This window comes from Sulfitobacter sp. 1A15258 (assembly GCF_043557045.1).
GTDB classification, from domain to species: Bacteria; Pseudomonadota; Alphaproteobacteria; order Rhodobacterales; family Rhodobacteraceae; genus Sulfitobacter; species Sulfitobacter faviae.
In genome coordinates this window covers 182,953-198,964 of the sequence record NZ_JBIFFK010000004.1, presented here as the reverse complement: position 1 = coordinate 198,964, position 16,012 = coordinate 182,953, and the positions used below count along the sequence as shown (strand labels likewise).

Sequence of the window (16,012 nt, the reverse complement as noted above, 5' to 3'; positions counted from 1 at the left end):
CATTGCTGGCGCGCCTCGGGACCTTAGCCGAAAGGGCTGGCTTACATCATGCCGCCCATGCCGCCCATGTCGGGCATGCCGCCTGCGGGGGCTGCGCCCTCTTTGGCGGGCTTGTCGGCAACCATCGCTTCGGTGGTGATCAGCAGACCTGCGATCGAAGCTGCGTCTTGCAGTGCGGTGCGCACCACTTTCGCCGGGTCGATGACGCCGAAGGAGAACATGTCGCCATATTCTTCAGTTTGTGCGTTGAAGCCGAACTTCAGGTCGTCGCTTTCGCGGATTTTGCCGGCCACAACCGAACCGTCCACACCAGCGTTCTCAGCGATCTGACGCAGCGGTGCTTCCAGCGCCTTACGGACGATGGAGATACCGACGTTCTGGTCGTTGTTGTCGCCTGTGAGGCCTTCCAGCTTCTTGGCGCCTTGAACCAGAGCCACACCACCGCCAACGACGATGCCTTCTTGAACAGCGGCACGTGTCGCGTTCAGCGCGTCATCGACGCGGTCTTTGCGCTCTTTCACTTCGACTTCGGTCATGCCGCCAACGCGGATCACGGCAACACCGCCTGCCAGTTTGGCAACGCGCTCTTGCAGCTTCTCACGGTCGTAGTCGGAGGTGGTCTCTTCGATCTGGTTGCGGATCTGAGCCACGCGGGCTTCGATCTCGGCCTTCTCGCCAGCGCCGTCAACAACGGTGGTCTCGTCTTTGGTGATCGACACTTTCTTGGCCGAACCCAGCATGTCCATGGTCACGGACTCGAGCTTCATGCCGAGGTCTTCGGAGATCACTTGACCACCGGTCAGGATCGCGAGGTCTTGCAGCATCGCTTTGCGACGGTCACCGAAGCCCGGTGCCTTCACAGCAGCAATTTTCAGACCACCACGCAGCTTGTTCACGACGAGGGTCGCCAGGGCTTCGCCCTCGACGTCTTCGGCGATGATCAGAAGCGGCTTCTGGGACTGGATCACCTGCTCGAGCAGCGGAACCATCGGCTGAAGGCTCGACAGTTTCTTCTCGTGCAGCAGGATGATTGCGTCTTCCAGTTCGACAGTCATCTTGTCGGAGTTGGTGACGAAATAGGGGCTCAGGTAGCCACGGTCGAATTGCATGCCCTCGACGACGTCGGTCTCGGTTTCCAGACCTTTGTTCTCTTCGACGGTGATCACGCCTTCGTTGCCGACTTTCTGCATCGCGTCTGCGATCTGGCGGCCGATCTCTTTTTCGCCGTTGGCGGAGATGGTGCCAACCTGCGCGACTTCGTCGCTGTCGGACACGTCACGTGCGGCGGCTTTGATCGCGTCGACGACCTTGGCAGTCGCCAGATCGATGCCGCGCTTGAGGTCCATCGGGTTCATGCCAGCGGCAACCGATTTCATGCCTTCGCGCACGATGGCTTGGGCCAGAACGGTCGCGGTGGTGGTGCCGTCACCGGCTTCGTCGTTGGTCCGGGAAGCGACTTCCTTGACCATCTGCGCGCCCATGTTTTCGAACTTGTCTTCCAGTTCGATTTCCTTCGCCACGGATACACCGTCTTTGGTGATGCGCGGTGCGCCGAAGGATTTGTCCAGAACCACGTTCCGGCCTTTGGGGCCGAGTGTGACTTTCACCGCATCGGCAAGGATGTTCACACCCTTGAGCATCCGGTTGCGGGCATCGGTGTCAAATTTGACGTCCTTAGCAGCCATGTTGTCTTCTCCTAAAATCTTGGATTGATGTCAGCGTTTTCAAAGGATCGGCAAGCCAAGTGGCTTACGCGATGATCCCCATGATGTCGCTTTCTTTCATCATCAGCATTTCTTCGCCGTCGACGGTAACCTCTGTGCCGGACCATTTGCCGAACAGGATTTTGTCGCCGGGTGCGACGGCCATTTCGATCAGCTCGCCGTTGTCTTTGCGGGCGCCGGTGCCGACAGCCACGACTTCACCTTCGGAAGGCTTTTCCTTGGCGGAATCGGGGATGATCAGCCCGCCGGCGGTTTTCTCTTCGCTTTCTGTGCGCTTGACCAGCACACGGTCATGAAGCGGTTTCAATGCCATCTTTGCAGCTCCTTAAGGCTCAAAGTTACTCTTCCAAGCCACCCCCTCCGGGCGAGGGGTGCAGCCGTTAGCACTCGACCCATGTGAGTGATAACGATGCATAGCTAAGGAGCGGCCCGCGGCCTGTCAACAACGGCGTTGAAAAATTTTGAGTGCATTGGAACCATTATTCAGCCCCTAAAATGCGACCCGCAGTCGCGACGGCCTCGGCCCCCTTTAGGGTCAGCCCGTATATGCCTTTGTCGACCTTTTCAAACCAACCATAGTGATCGTCCCGCATCATGCGGGTCGCCGCCAAGACGCCGGTCGCGCGGGCCACATCCGCGCCTTTGCTGGCGCCCGCTTCGAACAGATAAACCGCGAGCTTCAGCGCATCCTGTCGGTAAGCCGTCACCAACCCCGCCCGGGTCTGGCCGCCGTCGTTCGGATCCCCCTGCCGCCGGGCAAACTCTCGCAAGAGCAACGCCGCCCGTTTGACATTCTTGCGCGGCGCATAGGGACCGGGATCGCAATGCACCTCGACCAGCCCATCCGACAGCCGCACAGTGATCAGCCCCAGCCCGAGCCGCCGGGCCAGCGTGACGTTGTCCTTCACCGCCTTGGCAAAGCGCTTTCCCGGTTGGCGCGCCACGGCAAGGTAAACATCATCCGCCACTTTCAACCGCGCCAGACATTGATGAAACAGCGCCAGCGAAAAGCCGAGCTTCAACTCGACCACCACCGGCGGCTCTGCCCCGCGCACGGCCACCACATCCGCCGCGCCGACCTCGGCCTTCACCACATAGCCCTGATCCTCAAGGAAGGCTTTAATCGGCGGGTAAAGATCGGTTTCGCGCGGATTGCTCATGGCGCGCAACTTGCCCCATCGCGCGGCGCTATGCAAAGGGCAGCGGCGCCTGAATGTGCCGCGCAATGCCGCAATGCAGCGCGCGCAGGTGACAAGCCTATTCAACCTGCTATAAGGCGCGCAAATCCACCCGAACAGACAGGACCGCCCCATGACAACGCTTGTTTTTGGCCATAAATCCCCCGACACCGACAGCACCGGCAGCCCGATCGTTTGGGCATGGTATCTTAATGAGATCAAAGGCATCCCCGCCAAACCCGTCCTGCTGGGCGAGCCGAATACCGAAGCGCTCTTCGTGCTCGACAAATGGGACCTCGAAAAGCCCGAAATCCTGACCGAGCTTGAGGCCGACACCAAGGTTGTCATCGTCGACACCAACAACCCCGCCGAACTGCCCGACAACATCAATGACGCCGACATCACCGGCATCATCGACCACCACCGTCTGGTGGCGGGGCTTGAGACACGCGGCCCGATCGAGATCAACATCCAGCCGCTCGCCTGCACCGCGACGATCATGTACAAGATGATCGGCAAGGATTGGGCGCAGGCCCCGCGCGGTGTGAAGGCCGCGGCCCTGTCGTGCATCCTGTCGGACACGCTTGAGTTCCGCAGCCCGACCACCACCCAAGAAGACCGCGCCATCGCCCATGACATCGCGCAGGATCTCGGCGTCGATATCACGGATTATGCGACCGAAATGTTCGCCGCGAAATCCGATGTGTCCTCCTTCAGCGAAGCGGAACTGCTGCGCATGGACAGCAAGGGCTTCGACCTTGATGGTACCAACCTGCGCGTGAGCGTGTTGGAAACCACCTCCCCCGCGCCGCTGCTCGAGCGTAAGGACGCGCTGATGGCCGAGATGCCCAAAGTGGCCGAAGCCGACGGTGCCGCGCAGGTGCTTTTGTTCATCGTCGACATTCTGAAAGAAGAGGCGACGCTCTTGGTGCCCAACGACATGGTCAAACATATCGCCGAGCAGAGCTTCGGCGCTGAGGTCTCCGGCGACACGGTCGTGCTGCCCGGTGTGATGAGCCGCAAAAAGCAGATCATCCCGAACCTCAAGATGTAAGCCAATCGGGCGGGCCAAGTGCCCGCCTCACTTTTTGAAAGGCCGCCCATGACCCGCATTATCTCTGCTCTGCCCGACGTATCCGATCAATATGACGCGCTTTTCGTCGATCTTTGGGGCTGCGTGCATGATGGGCGCAAAGCGCTGCCCGCGGCGGTGGCGGCCTTGCAGGCCTATCGCAAGACCGGCGGCAAGGTCGTCTTGGTCACCAACTCCCCCCGCCCCCGCGAAGGCGTGGAGAAACAGTTGCAGCAATTCGGCGTGCCGCAAGACGCATGGGACAGCATCGCCACCTCCGGCGATTCCGCCCGGTCGGCGATGTTTAGGGGGGCCGTGGGCGAAAAGGTCTGGTTCATCGGCCACCCCGGAGAGCGCAAGTTTTTCGAGCCGTTAACCATTCTGAAAAACCCGGTCGAGATTGAGACCGTCCCGCTGGCGCAGGCCGAGGGCATCGTCTGCACCGGCCCCGTCGATGCCATGGCCGACCCGGAAGTCATGCGCCCCGAGTTTGAGCAGGCCATCGCCCGCGGGCTGAAGCTGCTCTGCGCCAACCCCGATATCGTGGTCGACCGGGGCGAGGTGCGCGAATGGTGCGCCGGAGCGCTGGCTGCGCTCTATACGGAAATGGGGGGCGAAAGCCTCTATTTCGGCAAGCCGCATGCCCCGATCTATGACCTCGCCCGCCGCCGTCTTGCCGCGCTTGAGGTCGACATCCCCGACAATCGCATCCTCGCCATCGGCGACGGCATTCTGACGGATGTCAAAGGCGCGATGGACGAAGCCATCGATTCGCTCTTCATCACCGGCGGACTGGCCGCCGCGGAAACCGCCACGACCGAGCAGCCAGACGAAGCCAAACTCCGCGCCTATCTCGACCGCGAAGCATCAGCCCCGACCTATGCCATCGGATTCCTGCGCTAACCCCGAAAGGGCTTGATTTTCTGCGCCTGCGAAGTAATAAAGTTGCAACTCGACGCAACCTAGCGTCACTTTGTTACCAAGGAGCCGTCATGTTGGACAATATGCCACGCGGGACGATCTGCATCGAAGATATCGAAATCGGCATGTCGCGCCATCTGCGCAAGGTCGTGACCGATATGGATATCGAACTTTTCGCGCAGGTCTCGACCGACCGCAACCCGGTGCATCTGGATGACGACTATGCCCGCGAGACGATATTCGAGGGGCGCATCGCCCATGGGATGCTCACCGCCGGGCTGATCTCGGCGGTGATCGGGGAACAGCTTCCCGGTCATGGCACGATCTACCTCGGGCAATCGCTCAAGTTCCTCGGCCCCGTGCGCCCCGGCGATATGGTACTGGCCGAAGTCACCGTGACCGACATGGACATCGCCAAGCGCCGTGTGAAAATGGACTGCCGCTGTACGGTCGATGGCAAACCCGTGCTGGCCGGAGAGGCCACGGTCCTCGCCCCCTCGGCCAAGCTGGACTGAGCGGGCGGTTTTCGCCGCCTGTGCATCTTGCTCTTGCCCCGCTGCACGGCTAGGCAAGGCGCATGCGGATCATCCGAGATTATCAATTCGTCGACCTGCCAGATCGCGGTGCCACCGCCGCGATCGGTAATTTCGATGGCGTGCACCTTGGCCACCGGTCGGTGATCGAACTGGCGCAGCAAGCGGCCCCCGACGCGCCCCTCGGCGTCGTCACCTTCGAGCCGCATCCCCGCGAATATTTCGCCCCCGATGCCCCGCCTTTCCGCCTGATGGGCCGCGAGGCCCGCGCGCACCGGCTGGAGAAGATCGGCGTCAAACGGCTATATGAACTGGCCTTCAACAGCACGCTGGCCGGCCTCTCCCCCGAGGCTTTTGCCCGCGACGTGCTGCACGAAGGGCTGGGGCTGGCCCATGTGGTCGTCGGCGCTGACTTCTGCTTTGGCAAGGGCCGCGAAGGAACGGCCGAAGATCTGGTTCGCTTCGGCGCGCAATATGGCTTTGGCGTCACCATCGCCCCGCTGATGGCCCGCGATGAGCTGACCGTGTCGTCGACCGCCATTCGCGAAGCACTGACCCGCGGCGCGCCGCGTGAGGCCGCCGCCATGCTGGGCCATTGGCACCGCATCGACGGGCCGGTGATCTCGGGCGAGCAGCGCGGCCGCGAGCTGGGCTTTCCCACCGCGAATATGTCCATCGACGGCCTGCACCCGCCCGCCTTCGGCGTCTATGCCGTGCTGGTCGACGTGTTGGAGGGGCCGCATAAGGGCAGCTATCACGGGGCGGCCAGCATCGGCACCCGCCCGATGTTCGGTGAGAACAAAGCCAATATCGAGACCTATGTCTTTGACTTCAAAGGCGACCTTTATGGCGCGCCGCTCTCGGTCGGGTTGGTCGAACATCTGCGCGGCGAAGAGAAGTTTGACAGTCTCGATGCGCTGATCACCCAGATGGGGCAGGACTGCGACCGCGCCCGGACCATTCTGGCGGCGTTATGAGCGATCCGATCCCCCGCAAGGGCCTGACCCCGAAGTTCTGGGAGAAGAAACCCCTGACGGAGATGTCCCAGACCGAATGGGAAGCGCTCTGCGACGGTTGCGGCAAATGCTGCCTCAACAAGCTCGAAGACGAAGACAGCGGCGAAGTGGCCCTGACCCGCGTCGCCTGCCGCCTACTCGACGACAGCAGCTGCCGCTGCGTGCATTACGAGAACCGGCATGAATTCGTGCCCGACTGCATCGTGCTGCGCCCCGACAACCTTGATACCCATGCCTATTGGATGCCCCAGACCTGCGCGTACCGCCTGCTCTGGGAGGGCAAGCCCCTGCCCGAGTGGCACCCGCTGAAGACCGGCACGCCCGATAGCGTGCATGACGCCGGGGTCAGCGTGCAATTTGATACCGTGTCCGAATTTGATACCCCGTTCGAAGAATGGGAAGACCATATTATCGAGGAGCCCACCTGATGTTTTTCGCCTCTGACAACGCCGGTCCCGTCCACCCCAAGGTGATGGAACGCGTGATCGCCGCCAATACCGATTACGCGATGCCCTACGGCAAAGACCCGATCATGGATGAGGTCCGCGACCAAATCAGGCAGCAGTTCGAGGCGCCAGAGGCCGAGGTCTACCTCGTTGCTACCGGTACCGCGGCCAATGCGCTGGCGCTGGCCTGCTACACCCAGCCGTGGCAGACGATCTTCTGTTCCAAGGTCGCGCATATCGAAGAGGATGAATGCAACGCGCCCGAGTTCTACGCAGGGGCGGCCAAGCTGACGCTGGTAGAGACCGAAGACAAGATGACCCCCGATGCCCTGCGCCGCGCCATCGTCGCGCGGGTGGCGGGCGATGTGCACACGCCGCAACGCGGTCCGGTGTCGATCACGCAAGTCACAGAACGCGGCGAGGTGCACAGCCTTGAAGAGCTACGCGCGCTGACCGCGGTGGCCAAGGAATACGACCTGCCCGTCCATATGGACGGCGCGCGTTTTGCGAATGCGCTAGTGGCACTGGGCTGCACCCCGGCTGAGATGACGTGGAAATCGGGCGTCGATGTGGTGAGCTTTGGCGGCACCAAGAACGGCTGCATGGGTGTCGAAGCCGTGGTCTTCTTCGACCCCAAAAAAGCGTGGGAGTTCGAGTTGCGCCGCAAGCGCGGGGCGCATCTCTTCTCCAAACATCGGTATCTTTCGGCTCAGATGGCGGGCTACCTTGCGGAAGGGACATGGTTGGAAACGGCCAAGACAGCCAATGCCAATGCGGCCCATCTTGCCCAAGGGCTGCGCGCGGCGGGGGCGGAATTCCTGCATGAGCCTGCGGCGAACATGATCTTCGCCCGCTTCCCCCGCGCCATTCACCGCAAGCTACATGAAGCAGGCGCGCGCTATTATCTGTGGGACGGCACGCTCGACGGCGATGACGACGAGATGGTCGCGGCGCGTATGGTCTGCGACTGGTCGATCAGCCGTGAGCGGATCGACCAGTTCCTAAGCCACTTCTAGACGTTTACGCCAGCGGCACGTCCTTCAGGAAATCACGGATCGCTTCAGCGACCTCGGCGGCATGGGTGATGGGCACCATATGCCCTGCCCCCTCGACCGAGACGCGCCGGGCGTCCGGCAAGCGGCGCATCAGCGACGCGTTGATCGCATGGGCCGCTTTGGGAGAGGCGCTGCCTTCGACCAAAAGCGCCGGCATCGATGCACGGTCGAACATGCCCGGCGCCAGCAAGCCGGCGCTATCCTCCCCCAAGAAGGGCGAAGAGGCGGGGATGAAGCCGATGCGATCGACCATATAGGCGCGGGTCGGCGCGGGGATTTGATCCCATTTCGTGCCATCGCCCCAAACCCGGTTGAAGAGCCGCGCGGCGGTTTCCGCGTCGCCTTCGGCCAAAGCCGCCTCAAAGGCCGCGTTCTGTTCGTTGTATTCGGCCATCGCCTCGGGGTCATCCTGTTTGGCGGCGGCGAAATAGACCGGCTCGATCAGTGTGATGCTGCGCACCAGTTCGGGATGTTCAATCGCCAACCGCATCGCCACGGTTGCGCCAAAGGAATGGCCGATCAGGTCCATCGGCGCTTCGAGCAGGCTCAGCGCCATGTCGGTCGCCACGTCGTGGATATTGCCCTGCCCGTCCCAATCGCCCGAGCGCCCGTGCATCGGCAGATCGAAGGCGCGCAGGGTCAGCTCATCCGACAGGGCCGCGCCGACGCCCCGCCACGCGCCGGAATGCGCCAGCGAGCAATGGATCGCCAAGGCCGGACGCGGGCCGTGACCGAACCGGCGCGCGTTAATCTCTGGAATCACAGCTTGCCCCCGAGATGCAGATCAAGGTCTTCCAAACGGTCCTGACCCCAGAACTTCTGATCCCCGACGATATAGAACGGCGCGCCAAAGACGCCCTGCGCGACGGCCTCTTCAAGGTTCGCGGCATAGGTCTCGGCCCCTTGCAGAAGCCCGCTGTCGGCCAGTGCTGGATCGAAACCCGCTTCACTCAGACAGGCGCGGACCACATCGTCATGGCCGATGTCCTTCTCCTCGGCCCAGACGGCGCGGGTGATGGCATGGGTCAGCTTGCCCAAATCGCCCCCGCCCGCGTTCTGCGCGGCGATCACCGCATAGGCCGCAGGCGCGCCGTTCGTCGGCCAATGCGCGGGCTTGAGGTTGAAAGGCAGACCCAGCTTGCGCGCCTGTCGCGGCAGGTCTTGGGCGCGGTATTCGTTCCGGCTGGGATGACGCTCTGCTGGTGGCATGCCGCCCGTGCGCGGGAAGGCCGCGATAATGTCGAAAGGCTTGTATACGATTTCGGCACCATGCTTTTCGGCAATCGCCTCAAGCCGATTCCCGGCGAGGTAGCAATAGGGTGACAGCGTCGCGAAAAAATAGTCGATCCGGGCCATTTGGCTCTCCTTCGGGGGCGGTGCAGCTTTGCCCGACCGTAAGCGCATGCTAAGCGGTGTCAACGTCACGAATCTGCAACCTACCGCTGCCCCGGAGCCCCTATGCCACGCACTTCAGAACCTAAACTGATCTCAGGCAATGCCAATATGCCGCTTGCCAAGGCCATCGCGCGGCGCATGTCGCTGCACCGCGGCGTCAATGTCGGCCTTGTCGATGCGCGGGTCGAACGGTTCAACGACGGCGAGATTTTCGTCGAGGTTTATGAGAACGTGCGCGGCGAGGATATGTTCATCATCCAGCCCACGTCGAACCCCGCGAACGACAACCTGATGGAACTGATGATCATGGCCGATGCGCTGCGCCGGTCCTCGGCCGCGCGGGTCACCGCCGTGCTGCCCTACTTCGGCTACGCCCGTCAGGACCGCCGCACCAAGGCACGCACGCCGATCACCGCCAAGATGGTCGCCAACATGCTGACCGGCAGCGGGATCGAGCGGATCCTGACCATGGACCTGCACGCCGCGCAGATCCAAGGTTTCTTCGACATTCCGGTCGACAACCTCTACGCCTCCCCGATCTTTGCGCTGGATATCAAGGACGCTTTCAAAGACCGTATGGATGAGCTGATGGTCGTCAGCCCCGACGTTGGCGGTGTGGCCCGCGCGCGCGAACTGGCCAAGCGGATCAACTCCCCCCTGTCGATCGTCGACAAACGCCGCGAGAAAGCGGGCGAAGTGGCCGAGATGACCGTGATCGGCGATGTGAAGGGCAAGACCTGCCTGATCGTGGACGACATCTGCGACACCGCGGGCACGCTCTGCAAAGCCGCCGAAGTGCTGTTGGAGAACGGCGCCAAGGAAGTGCACTCCTACATTACCCACGGCGTCATGTCCGGCCCGGCGGTCGAACGTGTGGCCAATTCGGTCATGAAATCGCTTGTTATCACCGATAGCATCGCGCCGACCCCCGCGGTCAAGAAAGCGCCGAACATCCGCATCGTGCCCACCGCGCCGATGTTCGCCCAAGCGATCCTGAACATCTGGAACGGCACCTCCGTCTCCTCGCTGTTCGAGGCCGAAACGCTGGGCCCGATCTATGACGGAATGTATGCCGCGAGCTAAGCCGCGTGCTGTGATCTAGGGCCGGCCCCAACGGGCCGCCCGCGCCTTCTGGGCCCCTCCCGCCGAAGCGACGGGCCTAGCCGATGACCCAGTCATCCTCCTCTCCCAGTGATCCAATCGCCGTCCAAGCCAGCCGCGCCCGCGCGACGCGGGTGTCGCCCCATGTGCGGAACACCATGTCAAAGCCCGCCTCGGTCACCGCCTCGGCGCAGATGTCGGCGCGGGTGACGGTGCTGGCGTCGATGTCCCAAAGCGACATCGTGACCTGAACATGGGGCGGCTCTCGGAAGGGTTCGGAAAAATTGATCCGGCGGCGGCGTTCACGCTGGCCATGGCCCGTCCACATCGAACCGCCGTCTTCGAACTCTGAAAACAGCATGACATCGCCGTTGTCCACGCCGATGGTATGGCTGCGCAGTCGTTTCATATCCCTAGCCTGCCCGCTTTTTTTGATCACAGCACAATGATGCCGCAGCAGCTAGAGGCAGAAAAGCAAAAAGCCCCGCCGAAGCGGGGCTTTTCACGAATTTTCAACGCATTACAGGTTGGGCTGCTTGCTTGACAACCCGATGTGATCGCCAACGGCAACCATATCGGAGAGCAGCTTGGCGGCGTCATCCACGGGACCGGGCTCATTCTCCCAGTTGTCCTTGGCGCGGGTGTAGAGGGCATGCGCCTCTGCCACCATGCTGTCCATCTGCTCCTGCGTCATGTCGGCACGCGCCACGGCACGTTCCGCCAGCACAGACACGCCGCCCTGACCGCCGATTTCGGCGAAGCCGCCGGTCACGACGTATTCTGTCGTGCCCTCCGGCCCTTCCACGCGCAGAAGGCCCGGACGCAGGGTGGTGATGGTGGGCGCATGATCGGCCATTGCCGTCATGTCACCCTCGGTGCCCGGAATCTGCACGGCCGTCACCTGCATCGATGCCAGCCGCCGTTCCGGCGAAACGAGGTCGAATTGCATTGTGTCTGCCATTGTCAGCGCTCCTTAAGCGGCGTCTGCCGCCATTTTCTCGGCTTTCGCCTTCACTTCGTCGATGCCGCCAACCATGTAGAAGGCACCTTCGGGCAGGTGGTCATACTCACCGGCAACCACGGCCTTGAACGACGCGATGGTTTCTTCCAGCGGCACCTGAACGCCGTCGGACCCGGTGAAGACTTTCGCCACGTCGAAGGGCTGGCTGAGGAAACGCTCGATTTTACGGGCGCGGGCCACGGTCAGCTTGTCCTCTTCGCTCAGTTCATCCATGCCGAGAATGGCGATGATGTCCTGAAGCGACTTGTAGCGCTGCAACACCTGCTGGACGTCCGTCGCCACCTTGTAGTGCTCGTCGCCGATGATCAGCGGGTCAAGCAGACGCGAGGTGGAGCCGAGCGGGTCAACCGCAGGGTAGATGCCCTTTTCCGAGATCGAACGGTCGAGAACCGTTGTCGCGTCGAGGTGGGCAAAGGAGGTCGCCGGCGCGGGGTCGGTAAGGTCGTCCGCGGGAACGTAGACGGCCTGAACCGAGGTGATCGAGCCGTTCTTGGTCGAAGCAATACGCTCCTGCATGACGCCCATGTCGGTCGCCAGTGTCGGCTGGTAGCCCACAGCGGAAGGAATGCGGCCCAGAAGGGCGGACACTTCGGAACCGGCCTGCGTGAAGCGGAAGATGTTGTCGACGAAGAACAGAACGTCGGAACCGGATTCGTCGCGGAACTGCTCGGCCAGTGTCAGGCCGGTCAGGGCGATCCGCATACGCGCACCCGGAGGCTCGTTCATCTGGCCGTAGACCAGCGCAATTTTCGAATCCACGAGGTTGTCGGGAACGATAACGCCGGATTCGATCATCTCGTGGTAGAGGTCGTTGCCCTCACGGGTCCGCTCACCCACGCCCGCGAACACGGAGAGACCCGAGTGCACTTTGGCGATGTTGTTGATCAGTTCCATGATGAGAACGGTCTTGCCCACACCGGCACCGCCGAAGAGGCCAATTTTACCGCCCTTGGTGTAGGGGGCCAGCAGGTCGATGACCTTGATGCCGGTGACGAGGATCTCGGTCTCGGTCGACTGGGCCGCGAACTCGGGCGCTTCGCCGTGAATGGCGCGGGAGTTGTCCGCGTTGACCGGGCCTTGCTCGTCCACGGCTTCGCCGGTGACGTTCATGATGCGGCCCAGGGTCGCGTTGCCGACGGGCACGCGGATCTGGTCGCCTGTGTCTGTAACCGCTTGACCGCGCACCAGACCTTCGGTCGCGTCCATCGCAATGGCACGCACGGTGTTTTCGCCAAGGTGCTGCGCCACTTCGAGAACCAGCGTCTTGCCTTGGTTCTCGGTGTGGAGCGCGTTGAGAATCTCGGGCAGGTCGCCCTCGAATTGAACGTCAACGACAGCGCCGATGACCTGTGTAATTTTACCGACAGCTTTTGCCATGTCGTGTCTCCGATTTGCTTACAGCGCTTCCGCGCCGGAAATGATTTCGATCAGCTCGTTGGTGATGACAGCCTGACGCGAGCGGTTGTACTCGATGGTCAGCTTGTCGATCATCTCACCCGCGTTGCGCGTGGCGTTGTCCATCGCCGACATCCGGGCACCCTGTTCGGATGCACCGTTCTCCAGCAGGGCCGAGAAGATCGCCGTGGCGACCCCGCGCGGCAGAAGGTCGGCCAAGACCGCCTCTTCGCTGGGTTCATAGTCGAACAATGTGGACGCTGCGCTGTCGTCGCCTTCTTCGCCGTCGAATTTGGCGGGGATGATCTGCTGCGCCGTCGGCGTCTGCATGACCACGTTGACGAACTTCGCGTAGAAGATCGTCGCCACGTCGAATTCGCCCGCGTCAAAGCGGTTCAGCACGTCCTGCGCGATGTTCTGCGCGTCGCCGTAGCCGATCTTTTTGACTTCGCTGAGGTCAACATGGCCCACCAGATGATCGCCCAGATCGCGGCGCAGCGCGTCGCGGCCTTTCTTACCAACGGTGAGGATTTTCACCTCTTTGCCCTGGGCCAGCAGATCGCGCGCATGGGCCTTGGCCTTCTTCGCGATGTTGCTGTTGAAGCCGCCGCACAGCCCGCGTTCGGCGGTCATGACCACCAGCAGATGCACCTTGTCTTCACCCGTGCCGCTGAGCAGCTTGGGCGCGCTGTCGGAACCGCCGACGCTGGCCGCGAGCCCTGCCATCACGGCGTTGAACCGCTCAGAATAGGGACGCGAAGCCTCGGCAGCCTCCTGCGCGCGGCGAAGTTTCGCCGCGGCAACCATTTGCATGGCCTTGGTGATCTTGCGGGTCGATTTGACCGACGAGATCCTGTTCTTCAGGTCCTTGAGATTTGGCATTGCCTTATCTCCCGTTTAAGCGAAGTCGGCGGCGAAACCGTCGATGGCGGCTTTGATCTTCTCTTCCAACTCGCCTTTGACCTTGCGGTCGTTGTTGGTGATGTCCTTGAGAAGGTCGTCATGCTTGCTGCGCAGATGCGCCAGCAGGCCCGCTTCGAAACGGCCGACGTCCGAGATGTCCACCTTGTCGAGATAGCCGTGGGTACCGGCGTAGATCACGCAGACGATTTCGGAGTTGGTCAGCGGCGCGTACTGCGGCTGCTTCATCAGCTCGGTCAGACGCGCACCACGGTTCAGCAGCTGCTGGGTCGCGGCGTCGAGGTCGGAACCGAACTGGGCGAAGGCCGCCATTTCGCGGTACTGGGCCAGCGACAGTTTCACCGGACCGGCCACCGAGGACATCGCCTTGGTCTGGGCCGAGGAGCCCACGCGGGACACCGACAGACCGGTGTTCACGGCGGGACGGATGCCCTGATAGAACAATTCGGTCTCAAGGAAGATCTGACCGTCGGTGATCGAGATCACGTTGGTCGGAATAAACGCGGAAACGTCGCCACCTTGGGTCTCAATGATCGGCAGCGCGGTCAGAGAGCCGTTGCCGGCCTCATCACCCAGCTTCGCCGAACGCTCGAGCAGGCGGGAGTGGAGGTAGAAAACGTCGCCCGGGTAAGCTTCGCGGCCCGGCGGGCGGCGCAGCAGCAGGGACATCTGACGGTAGGACACGGCCTGCTTGGAAAGGTCATCGTAGATGATCAGCGCGTGGCGGCCATTGTCGCGGAAATGCTCGGCCATCGCGGTGGCGGCATAGGGTGCGAGGAACTGCATCGGCGCGGGCTCGGAAGCGGTCGCGGCGACGACGATGGAGTAGTCGATCGCGCCGGTCTCTTCGAGCTTTTTCACCAGCTGCGCCACGGTCGAGCGCTTCTGGCCGATCGCGACGTAGACGCAGTACATCTTCTTGCTCTCGTCGTCGCCAGCGGCTTCGTTGACCTGAGCTTGGTTCAGCATCGCGTCGAGCGCGACGGCGGTCTTGCCGGTCTGACGGTCGCCAATGATCAGCTCACGCTGGCCACGGCCGATCGGGATCATCGCGTCCACGGACTTGAGGCCAGTGGCCATCGGCTCGTGCACGGATTTACGCGGGATGATGCCCGGTGCCTTCACGTCGGCGATGCCGCGCTTGGTGGCGCCGATGGGGCCTTTGCCGTCGATGGGGTTGCCCAGACCGTCAACAACGCGGCCCAGCAGTTCGTCACCGATTGGCACGTCCACGATGGAGTTGGTGCGCTTGACGGTGTCGCCTTCGGTAATGTCGCGGTCGGAGCCGAAGATAACGACACCCACGTTGTCGGCTTCGAGGTTCAGGGCCATGCCCTGAATGCCGCCGGGGAATTCGACCATTTCACCGGCCTGAACGTTGTCCAGACCATAGACGCGGGCGATACCGTCACCGACGGAGAGAACGCGACCCACTTCGGCCACTTCGGTTTCCTGACCGAAATCCTTGATCTGGTCCTTCAGGATCGCAGAAATCTCTGCTGCTTGGATACCCATTTATCCGACCTCTTTCATTACATTCTGGAGGGAATTGAGCTTGGAGCGGATCGAGGTGTCGATCATCTTCGAGCCCACTTTGACGACAAGACCGCCGATGAGGCTTTCATCAACGGTCGCATGAAGTGATACTTTTTTGCCGGTGGAAGCGGTCAGCGATTTCGCCAGCTTGTCCGACTGTGTCTTCGTCAGTGCTTTGGCCGTTGTGACCTCGGCAGTGATTTCGCCTTTGGCTTCGGCAATGGTCTCGCGCAGCGCTTTGACCAGCGCGGGCAGCGCGAACAGGCGGCGCTTTTGCGCCATCAGTTGCAGCGTGTTCGCCATGGTCTTGGTCAGGCCCATCTTTTCGGCCAGCGTCTTGATCGCCTGTTCCTGCTCTTCGCGGGTGTAGAGCGGCGAAGTGGTCAGGCGGCGAAAATCGTCGCTGTCGTTCAATGCCGCTTCAAGCGCGGTAAGATCGCCCTCGATGGCATCGACCTGATTGGCCTCGCGGGCCAGATCGTACACGGCTGTCGCATAACGTTCCGCGATACCGGTGGAAATGGAAGCAGGTTCGGACACGTCCATCCTCTCGTTCAATAAGCGCCGGATATGCGAAGATGTCGCGTCACCAGCAGTTGGCGCGGCTTGAAGTTACCCAAGACGTCTAAATCAGGGGCGATGTAGCAGACAGGTTCACGCCCGGCAACACAGTATAGGCAGGTAATGTCGCGGCGTGC

At 62.1% G+C, this 16,012-nt stretch carries 18 protein-coding genes; 7 read left to right on the top strand and 11 right to left on the bottom strand.

From position 1 onward, the window contains the following. Window positions 1-41: 41 nt before the first annotated feature. From groL to ACGYK9_RS10545, 3 genes are all read right to left on the bottom strand, one after another. Window positions 42-1,685 (bottom strand): chaperonin GroEL, encoded by a 1,644-nt coding sequence (gene groL / locus ACGYK9_RS10555; protein ID WP_394410438.1) that lies wholly within the window; start codon window positions 1,683-1,685, stop codon window positions 42-44. Window positions 1,686-1,749: 64 nt separating this feature from the next. Further along, window positions 1,750-2,037: a co-chaperone GroES gene (gene groES, locus ACGYK9_RS10550; RefSeq protein ID WP_067267338.1), complete on the bottom strand. Its 288-nt coding sequence runs from the start codon at window positions 2,035-2,037 to the stop codon at window positions 1,750-1,752. Between the two features lie 166 nt (window positions 2,038-2,203). After that, the gene (locus ACGYK9_RS10545; RefSeq protein WP_394410441.1) at window positions 2,204-2,884 is read right to left on the bottom strand and encodes a DUF2161 domain-containing phosphodiesterase; all 681 of its coding nucleotides are present in this window, start codon (window positions 2,882-2,884) and stop codon (window positions 2,204-2,206) included. Window positions 2,885-3,035: 151 nt separating this feature from the next. Between ACGYK9_RS10545 and ACGYK9_RS10540 the strand changes: the two genes are divergently transcribed. The 6 genes from ACGYK9_RS10540 to ACGYK9_RS10515 all read left to right on the top strand — a co-directional run bounded on the left by ACGYK9_RS10540 (window position 3,036) and on the right by ACGYK9_RS10515 (window position 7,906). After that, on the top strand, window positions 3,036-3,956 hold the full coding sequence (locus ACGYK9_RS10540; protein ID WP_394410444.1) for a manganese-dependent inorganic pyrophosphatase: 921 nt from the start codon (window positions 3,036-3,038) through the stop codon (window positions 3,954-3,956). 48 nt (window positions 3,957-4,004) lie between these two features. Continuing rightward, complete coding sequence (locus ACGYK9_RS10535) at window positions 4,005-4,877, top strand: TIGR01459 family HAD-type hydrolase (protein ID WP_394410447.1); 873 nt, start codon at window positions 4,005-4,007, stop codon at window positions 4,875-4,877. A gap of 89 nt (window positions 4,878-4,966) precedes the next feature. Continuing rightward, a complete protein-coding gene (locus ACGYK9_RS10530) occupies window positions 4,967-5,410 on the top strand; it encodes a MaoC family dehydratase (RefSeq protein WP_067267345.1) in 444 nt (147 codons plus the stop codon). A gap of 62 nt (window positions 5,411-5,472) precedes the next feature. Then, window positions 5,473-6,405: a bifunctional riboflavin kinase/FAD synthetase gene (locus ACGYK9_RS10525; protein WP_394410450.1), complete on the top strand. Its 933-nt coding sequence runs from the start codon at window positions 5,473-5,475 to the stop codon at window positions 6,403-6,405. Next, a complete protein-coding gene (locus tag ACGYK9_RS10520; protein WP_067262747.1) occupies window positions 6,402-6,872 on the top strand; it encodes a YcgN family cysteine cluster protein in 471 nt (156 codons plus the stop codon). Before ACGYK9_RS10525 ends, ACGYK9_RS10520 begins: the two co-directional genes overlap by 4 nt. Beyond that, window positions 6,872-7,906: a threonine aldolase family protein gene (locus ACGYK9_RS10515; protein WP_394410454.1), complete on the top strand. Its 1,035-nt coding sequence runs from the start codon at window positions 6,872-6,874 to the stop codon at window positions 7,904-7,906. Before ACGYK9_RS10520 ends, ACGYK9_RS10515 begins: the two co-directional genes overlap by 1 nt. Before the next feature lie 4 nt (window positions 7,907-7,910). On the opposite strand, the gene ACGYK9_RS10510 is transcribed toward ACGYK9_RS10515, so the two are convergent. Both ACGYK9_RS10510 and ACGYK9_RS10505 read right to left on the bottom strand, forming a co-directional pair. After that, the gene (locus ACGYK9_RS10510; protein ID WP_394410457.1) at window positions 7,911-8,708 is read right to left on the bottom strand and encodes an alpha/beta fold hydrolase; all 798 of its coding nucleotides are present in this window, start codon (window positions 8,706-8,708) and stop codon (window positions 7,911-7,913) included. Then, window positions 8,705-9,301, bottom strand: coding sequence for a 2-hydroxychromene-2-carboxylate isomerase (locus tag ACGYK9_RS10505; protein ID WP_394410460.1), 597 nt, complete (start codon window positions 9,299-9,301; stop codon window positions 8,705-8,707). The genes ACGYK9_RS10510 and ACGYK9_RS10505 overlap by 4 nt, the downstream gene beginning before the upstream one ends. A gap of 102 nt (window positions 9,302-9,403) precedes the next feature. On the opposite strand from ACGYK9_RS10505, the gene ACGYK9_RS10500 reads away from it, so the two are divergent. Beyond that, complete coding sequence (locus ACGYK9_RS10500; protein ID WP_067262737.1) at window positions 9,404-10,423, top strand: ribose-phosphate pyrophosphokinase; 1,020 nt, start codon at window positions 9,404-9,406, stop codon at window positions 10,421-10,423. A gap of 76 nt (window positions 10,424-10,499) precedes the next feature. On the opposite strand, the gene ACGYK9_RS10495 is transcribed toward ACGYK9_RS10500, so the two are convergent. From ACGYK9_RS10495 to ACGYK9_RS10470, 6 genes are all read right to left on the bottom strand, one after another. Further along, window positions 10,500-10,850, bottom strand: a complete 351-nt coding sequence (locus ACGYK9_RS10495; RefSeq protein WP_067262736.1) for an H-type lectin domain-containing protein — start codon at window positions 10,848-10,850, stop codon at window positions 10,500-10,502. A gap of 111 nt (window positions 10,851-10,961) precedes the next feature. Beyond that, entirely contained in the window at window positions 10,962-11,402 is a 441-nt protein-coding gene (locus ACGYK9_RS10490) for a F0F1 ATP synthase subunit epsilon (RefSeq protein WP_394410464.1), read from the bottom strand. 12 nt (window positions 11,403-11,414) lie between these two features. Continuing rightward, window positions 11,415-12,839 (bottom strand): F0F1 ATP synthase subunit beta, encoded by a 1,425-nt coding sequence (gene atpD / locus ACGYK9_RS10485; RefSeq protein ID WP_271693062.1) that lies wholly within the window; start codon window positions 12,837-12,839, stop codon window positions 11,415-11,417. A gap of 18 nt (window positions 12,840-12,857) precedes the next feature. Then, window positions 12,858-13,739: a F0F1 ATP synthase subunit gamma gene (locus tag ACGYK9_RS10480; protein ID WP_136720392.1), complete on the bottom strand. Its 882-nt coding sequence runs from the start codon at window positions 13,737-13,739 to the stop codon at window positions 12,858-12,860. Window positions 13,740-13,754: 15 nt separating this feature from the next. Next, complete coding sequence (atpA, locus tag ACGYK9_RS10475) at window positions 13,755-15,293, bottom strand: F0F1 ATP synthase subunit alpha (RefSeq protein WP_209218275.1); 1,539 nt, start codon at window positions 15,291-15,293, stop codon at window positions 13,755-13,757. Further along, a complete protein-coding gene (locus tag ACGYK9_RS10470) occupies window positions 15,294-15,854 on the bottom strand; it encodes a F0F1 ATP synthase subunit delta (protein ID WP_394410467.1) in 561 nt (186 codons plus the stop codon). It lies immediately after the preceding gene. Window positions 15,855-16,012 lie beyond the last annotated feature (158 nt).